12 protein-coding genes, 2 tRNA genes and 1 riboswitch are annotated in these 15,739 nt (G+C 45.2%); of the genes, 7 read left to right on the forward strand and 7 right to left on the reverse strand.

Translation table 11 applies throughout. The annotated features are described in order from the left end of the window. Nucleotides 1–533 precede the first annotated feature (533 nt). Nucleotides 534–2,606, reverse strand: coding sequence for a cell wall-binding repeat-containing protein (locus OKX56_RS04265; protein ID WP_015045397.1), 2,073 nt, complete (start codon nucleotides 2,604–2,606; stop codon nucleotides 534–536). Nucleotides 2,607–2,785: 179 nt separating this feature from the next. On the opposite strand from OKX56_RS04265, the gene OKX56_RS04270 reads away from it, so the two are divergent. From OKX56_RS04270 to clpX, 7 genes are all read left to right on the forward strand, one after another. Then, nucleotides 2,786–3,553, forward strand: a complete 768-nt coding sequence (locus tag OKX56_RS04270; protein WP_015044675.1) for an IclR family transcriptional regulator — start codon at nucleotides 2,786–2,788, stop codon at nucleotides 3,551–3,553. A 284-nt stretch (nucleotides 3,554–3,837) separates the two neighbouring features. Beyond that, a complete protein-coding gene (locus OKX56_RS04275) occupies nucleotides 3,838–4,455 on the forward strand; it encodes a hypothetical protein (RefSeq protein WP_015044674.1) in 618 nt (205 codons plus the stop codon). 109 nt (nucleotides 4,456–4,564) lie between these two features. Further along, a tRNA-Gln gene (locus tag OKX56_RS04280) sits at nucleotides 4,565–4,638 on the forward strand. Nucleotides 4,639–4,648: 10 nt separating this feature from the next. After that, a tRNA-Leu gene (locus tag OKX56_RS04285) sits at nucleotides 4,649–4,733 on the forward strand. Nucleotides 4,734–5,070: 337 nt separating this feature from the next. After that, nucleotides 5,071–6,228, forward strand: a complete 1,158-nt coding sequence (locus OKX56_RS04290; protein WP_242824916.1) for an MGDG synthase family glycosyltransferase — start codon at nucleotides 5,071–5,073, stop codon at nucleotides 6,226–6,228. A gap of 311 nt (nucleotides 6,229–6,539) precedes the next feature. Then, complete coding sequence (gene tig / locus OKX56_RS04295; RefSeq protein WP_015044672.1) at nucleotides 6,540–7,889, forward strand: trigger factor; 1,350 nt, start codon at nucleotides 6,540–6,542, stop codon at nucleotides 7,887–7,889. Nucleotides 7,890–7,939: 50 nt separating this feature from the next. Next, nucleotides 7,940–9,193: an ATP-dependent Clp protease ATP-binding subunit ClpX gene (clpX, locus tag OKX56_RS04300; protein ID WP_015044671.1), complete on the forward strand. Its 1,254-nt coding sequence runs from the start codon at nucleotides 7,940–7,942 to the stop codon at nucleotides 9,191–9,193. Between the two features lie 542 nt (nucleotides 9,194–9,735). On the opposite strand, the gene OKX56_RS04305 is transcribed toward clpX, so the two are convergent. The 6 genes from OKX56_RS04305 to OKX56_RS04330 all read right to left on the reverse strand — a co-directional run bounded on the left by OKX56_RS04305 (nucleotide 9,736) and on the right by OKX56_RS04330 (nucleotide 15,579). Further along, nucleotides 9,736–10,932 (reverse strand): adenosylcobinamide amidohydrolase, encoded by a 1,197-nt coding sequence (locus tag OKX56_RS04305; protein WP_015044670.1) that lies wholly within the window; start codon nucleotides 10,930–10,932, stop codon nucleotides 9,736–9,738. Between the two features lies 1 nt (nucleotide 10,933). Further along, nucleotides 10,934–12,205, reverse strand: a complete 1,272-nt coding sequence (locus tag OKX56_RS04310; RefSeq protein ID WP_015044669.1) for a heme ABC transporter ATP-binding protein — start codon at nucleotides 12,203–12,205, stop codon at nucleotides 10,934–10,936. Continuing rightward, a complete protein-coding gene (locus OKX56_RS04315) occupies nucleotides 12,206–13,255 on the reverse strand; it encodes a FecCD family ABC transporter permease (protein ID WP_015044668.1) in 1,050 nt (349 codons plus the stop codon). 14 nt (nucleotides 13,256–13,269) lie between these two features. After that, the gene (locus OKX56_RS04320) at nucleotides 13,270–14,187 is read right to left on the reverse strand and encodes an ABC transporter substrate-binding protein (protein ID WP_015044667.1); all 918 of its coding nucleotides are present in this window, start codon (nucleotides 14,185–14,187) and stop codon (nucleotides 13,270–13,272) included. A gap of 119 nt (nucleotides 14,188–14,306) precedes the next feature. After that, a riboswitch (cobalamin riboswitch) is annotated at nucleotides 14,307–14,482 on the reverse strand. Nucleotides 14,483–14,527: 45 nt separating this feature from the next. Further along, complete coding sequence (locus OKX56_RS04325) at nucleotides 14,528–14,692, reverse strand: type II toxin-antitoxin system antitoxin (protein ID WP_015044666.1); 165 nt, start codon at nucleotides 14,690–14,692, stop codon at nucleotides 14,528–14,530. Nucleotides 14,693–14,715: 23 nt separating this feature from the next. Next, complete coding sequence (locus tag OKX56_RS04330; protein WP_015044665.1) at nucleotides 14,716–15,579, reverse strand: SPFH domain-containing protein; 864 nt, start codon at nucleotides 15,577–15,579, stop codon at nucleotides 14,716–14,718. Nucleotides 15,580–15,739: the final 160 nt, after the last annotated feature.

The raw sequence follows: 15,739 nt of genomic DNA on the forward strand, positions 1-15,739 counted from the left end.
TATCTATACAGTGCTAGGATCCTAAGGCTTAATAATCGCAACAATCAATACCCCTGCCATATTGATCAGTCTAGATGGAATCATACCCTATTTTAAGTGAACTAAGAACAATGATTCGGAATGTGCTATTATACCTCATGAATTTGCTCAATTGTAGAATATATAGTATAATCCGGTTAGGTTATAAAAGCGTAGCCCGGCGTGTTGCAGGGACGATTCTGAACAATATAATATGTGAAAACCGCATTATAAGCGGGGTTGCGGATATGCCGCTTTCCTACCGGATTGTGGCTCCGGCACTCGTGGGTTCAAGTCCCATCATTCACCCCATATAAAAAGATTAAGCTTTATCGCAAGATAAAGCTTTATTATTAGGAATGATGGGACTTGAACGGGCGGAAAAAGGAAATGCGACCTATGGAAGCATTTACCCGCCCCGGCGTGATAGCCGCGAAGCGGCGGAGCAAGTCCCATCATTCACCCCATATAAAAAGATTAAGCTTTATCGCAAGATAAAGTTTTTATTTATATTTTCACGGAACAGCTGCCTGCGTCGTGGCGGATGCTTCCGCGGATAGACCGCTCTGGCCGCTGCTGTTTAGTGCAATGATTTTATAATAATAGGTTGTCTCCCGATCAAGGCCTGTATCCGTGTAAGGAGGTGCTGCCACATTTTCCGCTATCGCACTGTAGGTGCCCTCGGGAGAGGATGCCCTGTAAATGGAATAGGATGCTGCCCCGCTGACAGAGGACCAGGAAAGTGTGATCTGACTGGAACTTTTCGATGTTGCCGTAAGATTTGTCGGGGCAGACGGGACGCTGAGCGCAGTCGTAGCACTTGCGACAGGTGAAAAGGCGCTCGATCCGGTACCGTTCATAGCTTTTATCTTATAATAATATGTTGTGTTGGCGGATAAGCCGTTGTTGATATACGAGGTTGAGGATAATGTTGCGATTTGGAAGAAAGATCCAGAGTAGGAAGAAGCGCGGTATACAGCATAGGAAGTGGCACCGTTCACTGTTGGCCAGGATAAGGCAATTTGATGGATACTTTGCGATTTCGCTGTAAGATTCGCCGGAGCAGCCGGGACAGAAGCAATATCGTCCAAAAGGGTGTTCACGACGTTTTGCGGTATTACGGCTGTACCGCCGAAGACAATCAATTTGCTGATCAGATCACTTTTCTGACTGATATAATTCCCGGCAGAAGTGTTGGTCAGAGTGTTGACCAAAATAACCGGGGAATTTGTCTGTGCTGCCAGGGCCGAACCTGCGAGCGCATCGGGAAACGATTGCCCGGTTGCGATACAGCAGGCTGCCAGATTGAGTTGAGCTGAAAATTCATTAATGATTTTAAGGTTGGTTTCATAGCGGTCTGCACCACTCAACCTTTTCCCCGCAGGAAGAAGATTTAAAACACTGATGCTGATGACACCGGTACCGCCAACAACATATGTACTGGTGACATTTTGCAGAGCTTGCTGGATGTTACCGGGCAAGCTGTTTTTGGCCGTAAGCAGGATCGGAATTTCCTTGATCGCGGCGATAGGAGCAGCAGACAAAGCATCCGCAAAGTTTTCGCCCGTGGCAATGATTGCCTGGCTATAGCTTCCCAGCGTCTGGGCGATTCTGACTGAGGTGTCATAGCGGTCAGAACCGGCAATCCTGGATATGGATATCCCCATATAATAGATCTCCCGCTCCACGCTTGTGGAGATGGCTGAAGTCCCACCAATAAGAAAGACATGTGAGACGTGCAGACGGGAAAGTTCGGTCCTGGTCTTGGCGCTTAATGATCCGCTTGAGGTCAGTAGAATAGGAGCATTATACTTCGAGGCGAGCGGAGCGCTGCATAAGGCATCCGGATAATTTTCACCGTTGACGATGACGGCATAGCTGGAAGAACTCCAGCCATACTGGGAAATCAAAGCAGATGTCTCATATCTGTCACTGCCTGACAAACGATTTGAGGTTATGAAAGATGATCCTGGACTGCCAGCGGTCGCGTTAACGATATTGGAAAAATAGCCTATACCGGAACTCCCAACAGCTTTGATCTTGTAATAATAAGTATTGCCTGATGTCAGGCTGCCATCTGTATAATTGGTATATACCGTCGAGGAAATCTCTGTATAGGTCCCTGAATACGAAGCCGAGCGGTAGACCGCGTAAGAGGTCATTCCACTGATTGAATTCCAGGAAAGATAGATTTGCCCTGGTCCGGAGGATTTCGCTGAAAGACTTGAGAAAGATGCAAGGGTCGTGGCGCCAGCATAGGAAGAAAGTGCGCTTGTTTCGTTGTTGTCGGCAGTCTGGACCTTATAGTAATAGGTTTGGCTGGAGGTTAAACCGGTGTCGGTATATTGGTTTGTGGTGACCGAGTTAGTAAAAGAGTAGGTTCCGGAATGGGAAGTTGACCGGTAGATATTGTACTTGTCCGCGCCGTTTACGATAGTCCAGGTTAACGCAATTTCATTCGGACTGAGCGTAGAAGCGGATAAGTTTGTCGGAGCCGACAAAGCGGCGGCAGAAATCTGAGGCATAGTCAGGAAATTGACGAGGAAACATAAGAGTATCACCAATGATTTAGACCTGATTTCTCCCATATGATATTCACCTTCCATCGCATTCTCTTTTAGGGGACCATGAAACAAGTATACCATTTCTTGGTTTATTATCTGTAAATCATTTGTAAATCCTTTGGAGTATTCAATTTAATTTTTTATTGTTATTCTTATTAAAATCATCCATAATAGAAATCAGCAAGAAGATGGGAGGCCTGTTTGTGACAGAAAGATATGTTCAGACTGTGGAAAGAGCGCTGGATATATTGGAAGTGCTGGCCAGTTCTAGGGAATCATTCGGCGTGACTGAAATTGGCAGCAAGATAGGGCTGCATAAAAGCACGGTACATCGGATTATTCAGACTTTATGCTATCGGGGATATGTCGAAAAAGAGAAAGACAGGGAACGGTACCGTCTCGGGATAACAATAGCCGAAGTTGGCAACGCATTTTTCAATCAGCTTGAAGTCCGGAAGGTTGCCGAGCGCTATCTGGAAAGCCTGGCTAAAACCTTTGATGAAGTAGTTCATCTGGTCCTGCCCGACAACGGCGAAGTGGTGTTTATCGATCATAAGGAAAGTTCCCAGTTGATCGGCATGCACTCCAAGGTAGGCAGCAGAGGTTACATGCATTGCACGGCGGTTGGTAAAGCAATCCTTTCCACTTTGCCGGAAGAGGAAGTAAGGCTTATTCTGCAGAAAAAGGGTATGCCCCGTTTTACTCAGCAGACGATTACAGATCCGGAAAAACTGATCAAACAGCTGAAGGAAATAAGAAGAACAGGTATTGCAGTTGCCGCTGAAGAAACTGAAGTCGGGGTCATTAACATAGGAACACCCATTTATGATTATTCGGGCGGAACTATTGGCGCGATCAGCATTTCCGGACCAATTAACAGGCTGATGGAGAAAGGGATTGAAAAGGTCGGTCAGGAAATCAAGCGTGTTGGTCAGGATATATCCTTCAGATTAGGATATTCTGGCCGCTGATATTACAGTAATCTGCCAAAAGAAACGCTTGACGGAAGTAGAAAACTAGTACATAATATTAATACTACATTTTCAAATATTTCAGAATCCTTCTGTATTAGTTTGCATAAAATAACCAAAAGATCAGAATCAAGCTTGAGCAAAAAAAATGAAAAGATGGACATGGAAATAGGTTTAGATCAAATATGAAACGGTGTTTCAAAGAATAAAACAAACTTATTTTTATGCGTACAAAATGAAACAGTGTATCATATAGTGAGACAAGAGTGGGGGGGTAATTGATTATGATGAGAATTTCATCAATAGCTTATAATCAGGATAGAGATTGTATAGGATGCGCTATCAGAGATGAAAAGCAAATATCCACCTATATTCTGTCTTTTCAGATTGCAGACCAGTTGCTGTCGCGTTATCAAGGAAAATGGGGTATTTCCGGCAACGCGATTACACTTCTTTTTACGGATCTAGACCATCCACTGACGATTGATTATGATTCCGGGATCATTAATTACGGATCCCTTACGACAGCATTTTATCATCGCTATAACCCTGCCAAGGGGCTGACAGTGCTGGTCGAGGATATTTGTTCCGACCTTGCGATCCCGCAAAGTGAGCCCATTGAATATGAAGAATATTTTTTTAGATTGTTCGTCAAACTTGTAGAAATTTTCCATGCCCGATGCAATGTTCAGATCTTACCTGGTAAAAATGAAGGCAAATGGGAAATCCGTTTAGGCGAGGGGGAAGCTTCAGGCTGGATCGGAAAAGATGGAATTGCCGAGAACCGGTTTGGTGAAAAAATCGATATAAAACAATGGCAGAGTCTTAGAATTGAAAAAGCAGCGCTTTATGTCTTTGGTTTTAACTCTTTCTGCAAAAACTTCCAGTGTCCGATCAAATAAGGACACTATTTTTTTGTATAATTTTGTTTGACAGGGCAAATTTTTTTAAGTATAATACTGTTTGCGTGTTAGAACTGTCAGGGAATTGCATAACCGATTTTCATTCCAATGGGGTATCGCCAAGCGGTAAGGCATCGGACTCTGACTCCGACACCGGTGGTTCAAATCCATCTACCCCAGCCAACTTTTACATGCGGGAGTGGCGGAACTGGCAGACGCACTGGATTTAGGTTCCAGCGGGTAACTCCGTGCAGGTTCAAGTCCTGTCTCCCGCACCAAAATTGATGATTTCGAGGCAGTTGACCTATAAAGAAGGTTGACTGTCTTTTTTGTTTCTGCGTTTCCAGCCTTAGATTTTCGTTTCTTACGCACTAGATCACAAATTGGCAAAATGGAGGTGCTGCAACAAAGAAGTTGCAGAAGATATAACACCGATTGTGAAAAAATCGAGAAAAAGTATTTAAATGTCGACCGGCAATTATTATAATATGGATGTAGCAGAATAATCCCGGATCCTTGGACTAGAATATCTTTCATATATAATTATTTGATCCGGTCCATAATATGAATAGTAATGACACCAAATGAAGAGAGTGTTTGGAAGGGGAAAAAGAAGTGTCGGGAATTCTAATTTTTTCATCAAACTATGGTGAAGGACATTTCCAGGCAGGCGAAGCACTCGCCGAAGCTTTTCGTCATCAACCTTCGCCAATAGAGGTAAAGCACTTAGATTTTGGTTCTTTTTTTTACTTTAACACGGATTATTTTATGAGGAAAGCCTACGCAACAATGATTAAGAAGACGCCAAAACTCTGGAGAATACTCTTTGAAAAGACGGCAGGATTGACTGCCGAAGATTGCCGGAAGTTTGTGCGGGGATTGGAAACGAAGAAGCTGTTGGACTGCATCTGGAAGTTTAATCCTGATGTGATTGTAAGTACTCATTTTATACCGGCTGCCCTACTGGGTGAACTGAAGCTGAAAGGGCTCCTTTCTGTTCCGCTGGTCACGGTGGTGACGGACTACCTTGTTCACGGCGTATGGATCCACTCCGGAACGGATAAGTATATTGTAGGTTGCAAGGATGCCTGTACCAGGCTCGTGGAGGCAGGAATAGCGCCCCAGAACGTGATTCAGTCCGGGATCCCTCTCCGGTTAAGATTTGAAGAACCCATGCAAAAAAGCGCTGCTAAACAAAAACTACGGCTTGACCTGGACCGGAAGACGGTACTTATCATGGGTCTTAACGGTAAGCCCGTAAGCAATGTCGCAGAACTGAAGGATATTGTCCGGAACCTGGCTCAGGATATTTCGGCACAATTATTGGTGGTTTGCGGCTACAATAAAGAACTGTACCATGCGCTTAACAGTGAAATTCGGGAAACAAATCTCTGCATCAGACTCTACGGTCATGTCGACAATGTTCAGGAACTGATGGCAGCTTCTGATCTTATGATCACTAAAGGAGGAGCACTGACGATTTCCGAAGCGCTGACCATGGGGCTTCCCTTGCTGATGTACAGACCGATCCCAGGGCATGAAAAAGGAAATGCTTATTTCGTTGAACAAGCGGGAGCGGGGAAGGCTTTCGGGACCCCGGATGAACTGATCCACTACACAGTAGAGCTGTTCAAGCATTTGGCCAGACTGGAGACAATGAGTTCTGCGGCCCGGATGATACTGCCGGTCAATCCTTCACAGAATGCAGCCGCGTATATTTTGACACTTAGGAAAAGTACCAAAACCGATTCGTTCAAAACAGAAGCGATTTAGTACCCGGCAGGAAATCTGCTCGCCATTATATTCCAAAATTAGGGTTAACAAGGTAGTAGATTTAAACAGAATATCAAGCGTTTTCCTTGATTCTTTGAAAAACTTCTGATAATATTAACTGGTCAATATCAGGTTTACTGGAAAGGGGAAACGGATGTTTCCTCTTTCTGAGCTTATTGCTTTTTTCCAGGGATTTACGCTTAAGCTAGGTTTGCATTTTTTTGAAAAAGGGCAGAATATCCTGGTGTGAAATGTTGATACTATTTAAATATAAAAAATAATGTAAGGTTAAATTCCAAGGAGGAGCGGACATGTCTGTCAAGATCGAAAAGAAGAACAATAACATCTACGAAATGGAAATTATGGTTGGGGTTGAAGAGGTTTCTGCAGCTTTTGACCGGGTGATGAAAAGAGCTGGCCAGGGACTCAGCATACCAGGTTTTCGCAAAGGAAAAGCCCCCAAGCATATAATAGAAAGGTATGTTGATAAAGACGCTGTGAATAATGAAGTGATGGAGCAGGTCTCTTACCCGGCTTTATTTGAAGCCTATAAAGAGCATTCTATTACGCCAGTTTCCAGACCGGCTATGCAGGTCGTCCAATTCGAGGCAGATAAAGATCTCATTTTTAAAGTTACGGTAGAGACCAAACCTGATGTAGAGCTGGGACAATATAAGGGTCTTGGCATCGAAAAACAGGCTGTTGAGGTTACAGACGAGCAGGTGGCCGAAGAACTGGAACGCCGTCAAAACAGACACGCTAAACTTATTCCGGTTGAAGACGGAGAAATCATTGACCAGGATATCGTCACGATTGACTTTGAAGGATTCCTCGGTGATGTGCCGTTTGAAGGAGGAAAAGGCGAGAATCACGAGTTAACTATCGGTTCCGGCACTTTTATCCCAGGATTTGAGGAACAAATAAAAGGTTCTAAGAATGGTCAGGAACTCGAAATTAATGTCAAGTTCCCGGAAGGCTATCACAGCGAAGAGCTATCTGGAAAAGATGCCATATTTAAAGTCAAGATCAACGGTATTAAGAGAAAAGAACTGGCTGCTCTGGATGACGAGTTTGCCAAAGACGTCAGCGAATTTGACACGTTGGAAGAATTGAAGCAGGATATTAGAGAAAAGATGATTTCAGCTGCAGAAACCAGACGTGACAATGAATATAAGACCGAAGTTATTAAGAAGGTCGCTGAAAACGCAGTCTGTGAAATTCCTGAAGGAATGAAACAGGAGCGCATTGATGCGTTAATGGAAGACCTGCAGCAGAACATGTCCTATCAAGGGATTTCCATGGAGCAGTATTGCCAGTATGTCAATACCAGCAGAGAAGCGCTTCGCGAATCCTTTAGCCAACAGGCAACTGATGGACTAAAAACTGAACTTGTCCTCGAAGCAATTGCGGAAAAAGAAGGAATTACGGTTACCGATGAAGAAATTGAATCCGAGATTAATAGAATGGCTATGCAGTATGGCAGGACAGCTGAAGAACTGAAGTCAGCTCTTGAAGCTCGCGGCGAGATGCAGATGTTCAAAATTAGTTTAACATCAGAGCATACCGTTGATTTCCTGGTCAAGAACAATGGAGCAGGGCAGGAAAGTGCTGCAGCACAGAACACGGATTCAGAGAGTAATGTTGCGGAGGAAAATGAATAAGATAGTTATTGCGACAATGATAAGGGAATTCTCAGTAAAGGGGTGAGCATATGGCAAAGTTTAACGATGAAAAGAATCAACTGAAGTGTTCCTTTTGCGGTAAAACACAGGAACAGGTCAAGAAACTGGTAGCAGGTCCCGGGGTATACATTTGTGATGAATGCATCGAGCTCTGTAATGAAATCATAGAAGAGGAGCTCCAGGATGATGTAGGTTCAGAAATTGGAGAGATACCTAAGCCAAAAGAAATCAGAAGTATTCTTGATCAATACGTTGTCGGTCAGGACGAAGCAAAAAAAGCATTATCTGTTGCAGTTTATAACCATTACAAGCGTATCAGCATTGGCATGAAGGTCGATGATGTCGAACTTCAGAAATCCAATATCATTATGCTCGGTCCAACAGGTTCCGGTAAGACGCTGCTTGCTTCTACACTGGCTAAAGTTCTTAATGTTCCATTTGCTATAGCGGATGCAACCTCACTGACGGAAGCCGGCTATGTCGGAGAAGATGTCGAGAATATTCTCCTCAAACTGATTCAGGCTGCTGATTATGATATTGAGAGGGCAGAGCGAGGGATCATCTATATTGATGAGATCGATAAGATTGCCCGGAAATCTGAGAATCCATCCATTACAAGGGATGTATCAGGTGAAGGTGTCCAGCAGGCACTGCTCAAAATTCTGGAAGGCACAGTAGCCAGTGTTCCTCCACAGGGAGGACGCAAGCATCCCCACCAGGAATTCATCCAGCTCGATACCACGAACATCCTGTTCATTGTCGGCGGGGCTTTTGATGGGATTGACAAGCTGATTCAAAACCGTATTGGCAAGAAAGTGATGGGTTTTGGGGCGGAAATTCAAAAGAAGAATGAAAAGAACGTCGGGGAATTCTTAAGGCAGATCCTGCCGGTAGACCTCTTAAAATACGGGTTAATTCCCGAGTTTGTCGGAAGGCTTCCTGTTATTGTTACCTTGGATGCCCTGGATCAGGATGCGCTGGTTAGCATTTTGACCCAGCCCAAAAACGCTCTGGTTAAACAATATGAAAAATTGCTGGAGATGGACGGTGTAGGGCTGGAGTTTAAAGAAGATGCGCTTAGAGCCATTGCTGAAGAAGCGATTCGCCGTAATACAGGAGCGAGGGGTCTCAGGGCGATTATGGAAGAAATCATGCTGAATGTCATGTATGATATTCCAACCCGTTCGGATGTCACCAAATGCATCGTTACCAAGGATACAATCCTTCAGCGGATTGAGCCTGAGCTTATCACGGTGGACAACAAGAAGGAAGAATCAGCTTAAACAGAATAAATCTAAACCTATGAGATACTGTTAATAGTTTTATGCTATTGGCAGTATTTTTTGTAAACTTAGGGTTTACGTCATGTACCCTAACCGCTCTTTGGCTATTGCGCCATCCATGGCGCAAAAAGCCGCGCTCCGCATCGTGCTCCGCTTGGCCGCGGATAGACTACATGACGTTAAATTTTGGGTCTATTAAGCCATCATATAAAGAATGCGGGATCAGAATCGAGGGGAATTCCGTATAAAGCTTCCAAGCAAATTTTACAGCCGCCGACGAATGAGCTTTGCCAGCGGCTGTTTTTAGTTTGAACCGCTAGTACCACAAATAATGAGTTGTATTCTAGCATGCAAACCTACTTAACCCTAAGATCAGTCTGGGGGACACAGTTCGCTGTGAGCGGAGCAGGATAGCGCAGCGCGGCTTTTTGCGCCAAGGATGGCGCAATAGCCGAAAAGCGGTATTGTGGCTCACAGACTTACCCTCACATAATGGTAATGTAATATACAAAATGAAAAAACAACAATTTGAGGATACTGTTCTAGTCGATCTTCGCTGCAGCAATGATCCTTACTGTTAGCACTGCAAAGCAATGGGACATTTCCAGTATGGCATCGTCAATGGAGCTGCAGAAAATTAAGAAATCATTCAAAGGATCATGCAGGAAATCCTCCGGTAAATCATAACTTCTCTTGAGACGTTCAATGATGATTTTGCCTTCGGAGGCAGCCTGGGCAGGTGATAATAACTGCCAGTCCAATTGATCCATCAGATGGGCATAGAGCGTAGTGAGGACCACCAGTTCCTCTTCGCGTTCTATCTTTATTAACCTGTTCAGGAACTTTTGCTTATCCAGCGATCCTAGTTTTCTCGATTCCGCTTGATTCGGAACTCCCGTTCGAGACGTAGATCCTTGACATTCCAGGACACCGATGCCCTTCTGGTATTCCTGCCAGAGGGTTTCTTCATTGATACCGAATCTTTTCAGGCGGTTCAACAGACTGAATTGGTATTCCGGACAAAGACCGGTCTGCAGGAAAAGAGCCTCTTTCAAAGCCTGTTTGACGGTAATTCCAATCAGTTCTCCCAATTTGCTGTGTTTGCCGGCATAGAAAAGCCGGGAGCCAGACTTGCTGTTGCAGATGATGACCGTCCCGTCTGTGCCTGATCCTGTGGCGATGCCTCTGGAATAACAGCTGCCGGCCATAAGCTCCTGCAGGGCAGCCGTTTTGGCTTCTGTACAGGTCACAAGTGCTCGGGTCAGGGTCTCTTCCGGAAGATCGGCATTGATATACAGCAGAATATTAATCGTTCCAGCCGGAATGTTTACCGTTTCCCCCTGCCGTTCATGGAAGAAAGCTGGATCACCGATCCGGCCGCCGTTCATTTCGACGCCGCCGGTTACCACTGCGGTGACGGTCAGATCTTCGTAGCTTGCAGTCTGAATGGTCACATTGTTCATGGCAGCGGCCGTTAGCAGGCCTGCGGAGGCTTCAGGATCAAGACCCAATTCCGTGGCAATCAACTTCATATGTTCCTCATAGACGGCTGGAGTGATGTCACATGTTAAGCCCATTCCGGAATTAATATCGTGGTTAAAAACAAATTTCAGGTTTTCACGGTAGCCGCCGTTCAAATGGGCGGTACTCAGAACCTTGCGGTCGTCCTTGAAAGAAATAATGATACTGTCTTTATAGCGCTCAACGGTATCACCTGTTTCGTAAGTCCACAGAAGCAAATCATTTTCCTCCGATCCTACCTAATAGTTCCCGGATGCTTTCGAACTTCTCTGCACCATGCTGTAACATGCCGGTGAGAAGGCTGTCAGCTTTGCCACCGGTAAAATCTCCTGTGTAATCCCACTGTTCCGATTCAGGTTCCACAATCATTACTTTTTTGTTTTTAAGGTGTAAAGCCGCTGAAACTTGTTCTAAATTGACGATGTTCCCGTACCCGAAAGGGACAGACAAAACAATGATCAAGTCCGCTTCGTTTAGAAGGTCTTCGTTCATGTTAAACGCTTCGGCGGAGATGGGGGCAAAAGGAGCTTCTTCTGATACGGCAATGCCAAGCTCTTTGGCTTTTTTCCAGTCCGAATCTCCAACATTCAGGACGCCGCAGCTCACCTGATAACCGGCTTGAACCAACTGTTCCATCAGATAGACACCGCTTCCGCCGCCGCAGAGTAAATGGATACGTACATCCCTGGCAGCCTCACTTCGGTCCTTCTTTTTACTTAACGGAATAATATTAAAGCGTCCGGTGATTTCATTCGTAGTAATCGCAACTTCGATATGGTAGCTGTCCCGGATCTTCCGGGCGGTCAGCACTTCAACAGGACTGCCATAAGCCACAATTCTGCCTTTATCGAGAAGAATGATTTTATGGCTGAACTGGGCAGCAAGGTTAAGATCGTGCAAAACAGTAATCACGGTCAGGCCTTTGGTCTTATTCAAACGATCCAGAAGCTCCAGTAATTCGTATTGGTGCTGGATATCTAAATGAGAGGTGGGTTCATCAAGCAGCAGCACTTTGGGTTCCTGAGTTAAGGCTCTCGCCACAATGACCCTTTGCCGCTCGCCTCCGCTTAGTTCGTTCACAGAACGGTCCCTCAAATGCCAAACGTTTGTCAGTTCCATCGCCCATTGAGCAATCTCCATATCCTTTTCAGAATCGCCCTCAAATCTCTTTTGATGGGGCATTCTGCCCATCAGTACCGTCTCCATGACAGAAAAAGCAAAATCCCCTCCGGTATCCTGGGGGACCACTGCAATCGTTTTGGCAAGATCTTTTTTCCTAATCTTAAAAATATTCTGATCATCGAGCAGGACAACTCCCTTTTGGGGAGTAATTTCTGCGGTAATATTTTTCAGCAGGGTAGACTTGCCGGACCCGTTGGGGCCGATGATGGACACAAAACTGCCCTTGCTGATTTCCAGACTTAAGTCTTCCAGAATATTTTTACTGCCATAGGCGAATGTAAGGTTGCTGGCGATGATTGAAGAATCCACTTATATTACTCTCTCTTTCTTTTTCTTCAGCAGATAGATGAAGAAGGGTCCGCCAAAAAGCGCAGTGATGACACCAACAGGGATTTCCTGTGAACCCAGGCATGTCCTGGCAATCGTATCGGTAATCACCAAAAAGGTCCCACCCACCAGAAAGGAGAGTGGAAGCAGGACCCGGTGATCCGGACCAACCATAATCCTGACAATATGTGGAACGATTAGTCCGACAAAACCAATGGAGCCGCAGGATGCCACGGCTCCCGCTGTTGTCAGGGAGGTGGCCATCAGCAGAATGATTTGCAGTTTCCCAAGATTGATGCCAAGATGCTGGGCGGTACTGTCGCCAAATACCATCGCATTCATTTCCTTTGCTAAAGCGAATAAGACAATCACGCCAATAATGATAAACGGTGCGGCAAGTTGGATATGCTCCCAGCTCTTGTTGGCAAAACTGCCCATGAGCCATAGATAAATTTTATCGATATCATCCGTATTCAAAACCATCAGAAAAGACATGACTGCTGACAGAAACGCACTGAGTGCGACCCCTGCCAGCAGCAGTGTCGTGACAACGACTTTTTTCCCGACTTTGGCTAGGGAGTAGACGATCCAGGTTGTCAGAAAAGCACCGATAAAACTGAAAACAGGAATTTCGATCATGCCCAGGAGACCGCCTGCTCCGGTAATGATGGCGACCGTCGCACCCAAACCTGCTCCGGAGGATACACCCATTACGTAAGGATCGGCCATCGGGTTTTTAAAAAAACCCTGCAGGGTACCTCCGATGACGCCCAGAGCTCCGCCAACCAAAGCTGCCAGAATGATCCTCGGAACACGCAGAGACCAGATAATCGTTTGATGGACATGGGGATAGTCTTCGGCATGAAACCAGTGATTCAATAAAGGTACTTTGCTCATGATAATTCCGGCGCTCTCTTTAAACGAAATATCTGCTGAGCCAACCGTTGTGCAAAAAATGCCCACAGCAATCAAAAACAAGGTGAAGCAGATCAGCAGGTACTTCCAACTTTTCCGGTTTTTTAAAACATCCATGATTAATAGCACCGTTAATTTCCAAAAATTTCAGGATGAATAATTTTTGCGATTTGCTCCAGACCGTCAATGACTCTTGGGCCTGAGCGGCTGATTAGGTTGTCGTCGACTGCATATACCTTGTTGTCTTTCACCGCACTTAAGACTTCATAGCCGGTCCTGTTTTGAATATCAGCTGGGGTATGGGCATGAGTATTGATGATGTAATAATTTGGATCGGCTTGGAGCAGACTTTCCATGCTGTAATTATAAAATTTTTCAGTATTGCCGGCAGCAATATTGACGCCTCCGGCAACTTCGATAAGGTTATTGACAAAACTGGTTGAACCGGCCGACATCAGAGGATCGTCCCAAATTTCCACAAATACAGTCGGTTTGGCGACGTCTTTGAGTTTGGAGGTTATATTTGTCATTCTGGTTCTCATATCTGCAGTGACTTTCTTGGCTTCTGCTTCCTTACCGGTCAGAGAACCGGCCAATTCGATATTGCTGATAACCTGATCGATCGTATCGGCGTCGAGTACAACAACCGTCACCTTCAGCTCTTCAAGCTTCTTGATGACATCTTCCTGCACGCCGGCGGCAATAAAGACCATATCGGGCTCGGCAGCGACAATCGTTTCCAGATTCGGGTTCTTAAATCCGCCCATTTTTTCTTTAGTCAACGCTTGCTCGGGATAATCACAGTAATCGGTTACACCGATAATTTCCTGATCAAGGCCAATGGCAAAAAGTATTTCAGTAATAGCAGGGGCTAAAGAAATAATTTTCTGGGGGTACGCGTCAAGGGTGATCTGTCTGCCCATCGTGTCTGTAAATGTTTTTCCCTTCAAGGCTTGCTCATTTTGCGATGAACAGCCTGTGGCCAGCCCAAGGGCCAGGGTAAGCACCAGGGGCAGAATCAACAGCAGTGCAATTGGTTTCTTCTTCATAATCATTTCTCCTTTGTTTCGATTCATTTTAATAAAACAAAATAAAAGTCTCTTATATTCTAAGAGACTTTCCCATTCTAAGTCATTTAATCATTGAAGGAAGTGTTCTTACCATTACATCATCTTCCCAATCCTAGGCAGGTCTCCTGGCTTACGGGTCATTCTCCTCCCGGCCTTCCCAGATCATATCCAGTGGCATTCGGAATTCGTCTCCGCATACAGTGGTGGGTCCGCGCCGGTTTCCCGGTCTTCCCTATTATCCTCATCCTGAGGCACCTGGGATTAATCATTCATTTCTCATTTCCCTACGCTAACAATATTGCATAGAAGGCACTTTTTGTCAATCTGATTTTTTTTTAGGAATCCTTCCGGCTTTTCGGACGCTTTCCCGCAGGAGATATTCAATGTGAGCGTTGACGCTCCGGAATTCGTCGGACGCCCATTCTTCAATAATGCTGAATAGCCTTGGATCGATACGCAGCGGAAAGTTCTTCTTGTCTGCCATTATCCTGCTCCTGCCGACGTTCTTTAATATAGGGTGCCGGTATTGAGTACTGGCTGGGCTGAACGGTCGGAGACAATTGCCACAAGTAGATTGTTGATCATTGCCATCTTGCGTTCGTCGTCAAGTTCAATTGTCCCGCTGTTTTCCAACTGCTGAATGGCCATCTGGGCCATTCCGACAGCACCTTCCACAATTTTCTGACGGGCAGCCAGGATTGCGTTGGCCTGTTGCCTCTGAAGCATAGCGCTTGCAATCTCGGTGGCATAGGCCAGGTGGGTCAGGCGGGCTTCAATTACTTCCACGCCGGCAAGTGTAAGGCGCTCCTGAAGTTCCTTCGCAATTTCTTCGGCTACTTCCTCGGTGTTGCCCCTTAAGGAAACGTCACCTTCTTCATAATTGTCATAAGGATATTTAGTTGCAACATGGCGCAATGCTGTCTCACTTTGGATTTCTACAAACTGTTCATAATTGTCCACATCAAATACAGCTTTAGCAGAGTCCACCACTTTGATCACGACAACCGCAGCAATTTCAATCGGATTGCCGTCGACATCATTGACTTTCAAACGCTCACTGTTGAAGTTGCGGACTTTTAGGGAAATCTTTTTTGCGGCAACGAACGGAACCGTCATCCAGATACCGGGTTCGCGGATACTGCCAATATAGCTGCCGAAAAATGTCAGTACTTTGGCTTGATTCGGCTGGATAACCTGGATGCCGGTTGAGACAATCAGTGCCAGAAGAAGCAGAACCACTGCCAGTACGATATTCGTGAATCCTGTTTCTTGGACTGAGGCGACAATATTAAATGTTGCAGCAGCTAAAAGGGCTAAAAAAATGAGAATGCCTAAGAACCCGTTAATTTTCCATACTTTTTTTTCGATCATAGTTTACCATCCTTTCTTGGAGAAAAATCCAGTCTGATCGAACTGGATCAAACAGCTGGATCATACATTTAATTGATATGATAATGATATCACTTTAATATAATTAATGCAACTGGTTCTGCGGGCGATTTTGGCAATATGTTTTGAATCTTCTGATCTG

Origin of the sequence: Dehalobacter sp., from assembly GCF_030063005.1 — a bacterium.
GTDB lineage: Bacteria > Bacillota > Desulfitobacteriia > Desulfitobacteriales > Syntrophobotulaceae > Dehalobacter > Dehalobacter restrictus.

What these genes read in the sequence shown, in the direction of transcription:
- OKX56_RS04325 (WP_015044666.1), bottom strand. Translation starts at nt 14,692, where the DNA reads ATGGCAGACAAGAAGAACTTTCCGCTGCGTATCGATCCAAGGCTATTC.
- OKX56_RS04320 (WP_015044667.1), bottom strand. Translation starts at nt 14,187, where the DNA reads ATGAAGAAGAAACCAATTGCACTGCTGTTGATTCTGCCCCTGGTGCTT.
- OKX56_RS04275 (WP_015044674.1), top strand. Translation starts at nt 3,838, where the DNA reads ATGATGAGAATTTCATCAATAGCTTATAATCAGGATAGAGATTGTATA.
- clpX (WP_015044671.1), top strand. Translation starts at nt 7,940, where the DNA reads ATGGCAAAGTTTAACGATGAAAAGAATCAACTGAAGTGTTCCTTTTGC.
- tig (WP_015044672.1), top strand. Translation starts at nt 6,540, where the DNA reads ATGTCTGTCAAGATCGAAAAGAAGAACAATAACATCTACGAAATGGAA.
- OKX56_RS04265 (WP_015045397.1), bottom strand. Translation starts at nt 2,606, where the DNA reads ATGGGAGAAATCAGGTCTAAATCATTGGTGATACTCTTATGTTTCCTC.
- OKX56_RS04330 (WP_015044665.1), bottom strand. Translation starts at nt 15,579, where the DNA reads ATGATCGAAAAAAAAGTATGGAAAATTAACGGGTTCTTAGGCATTCTC.
- OKX56_RS04315 (WP_015044668.1), bottom strand. Translation starts at nt 13,255, where the DNA reads ATGGATGTTTTAAAAAACCGGAAAAGTTGGAAGTACCTGCTGATCTGC.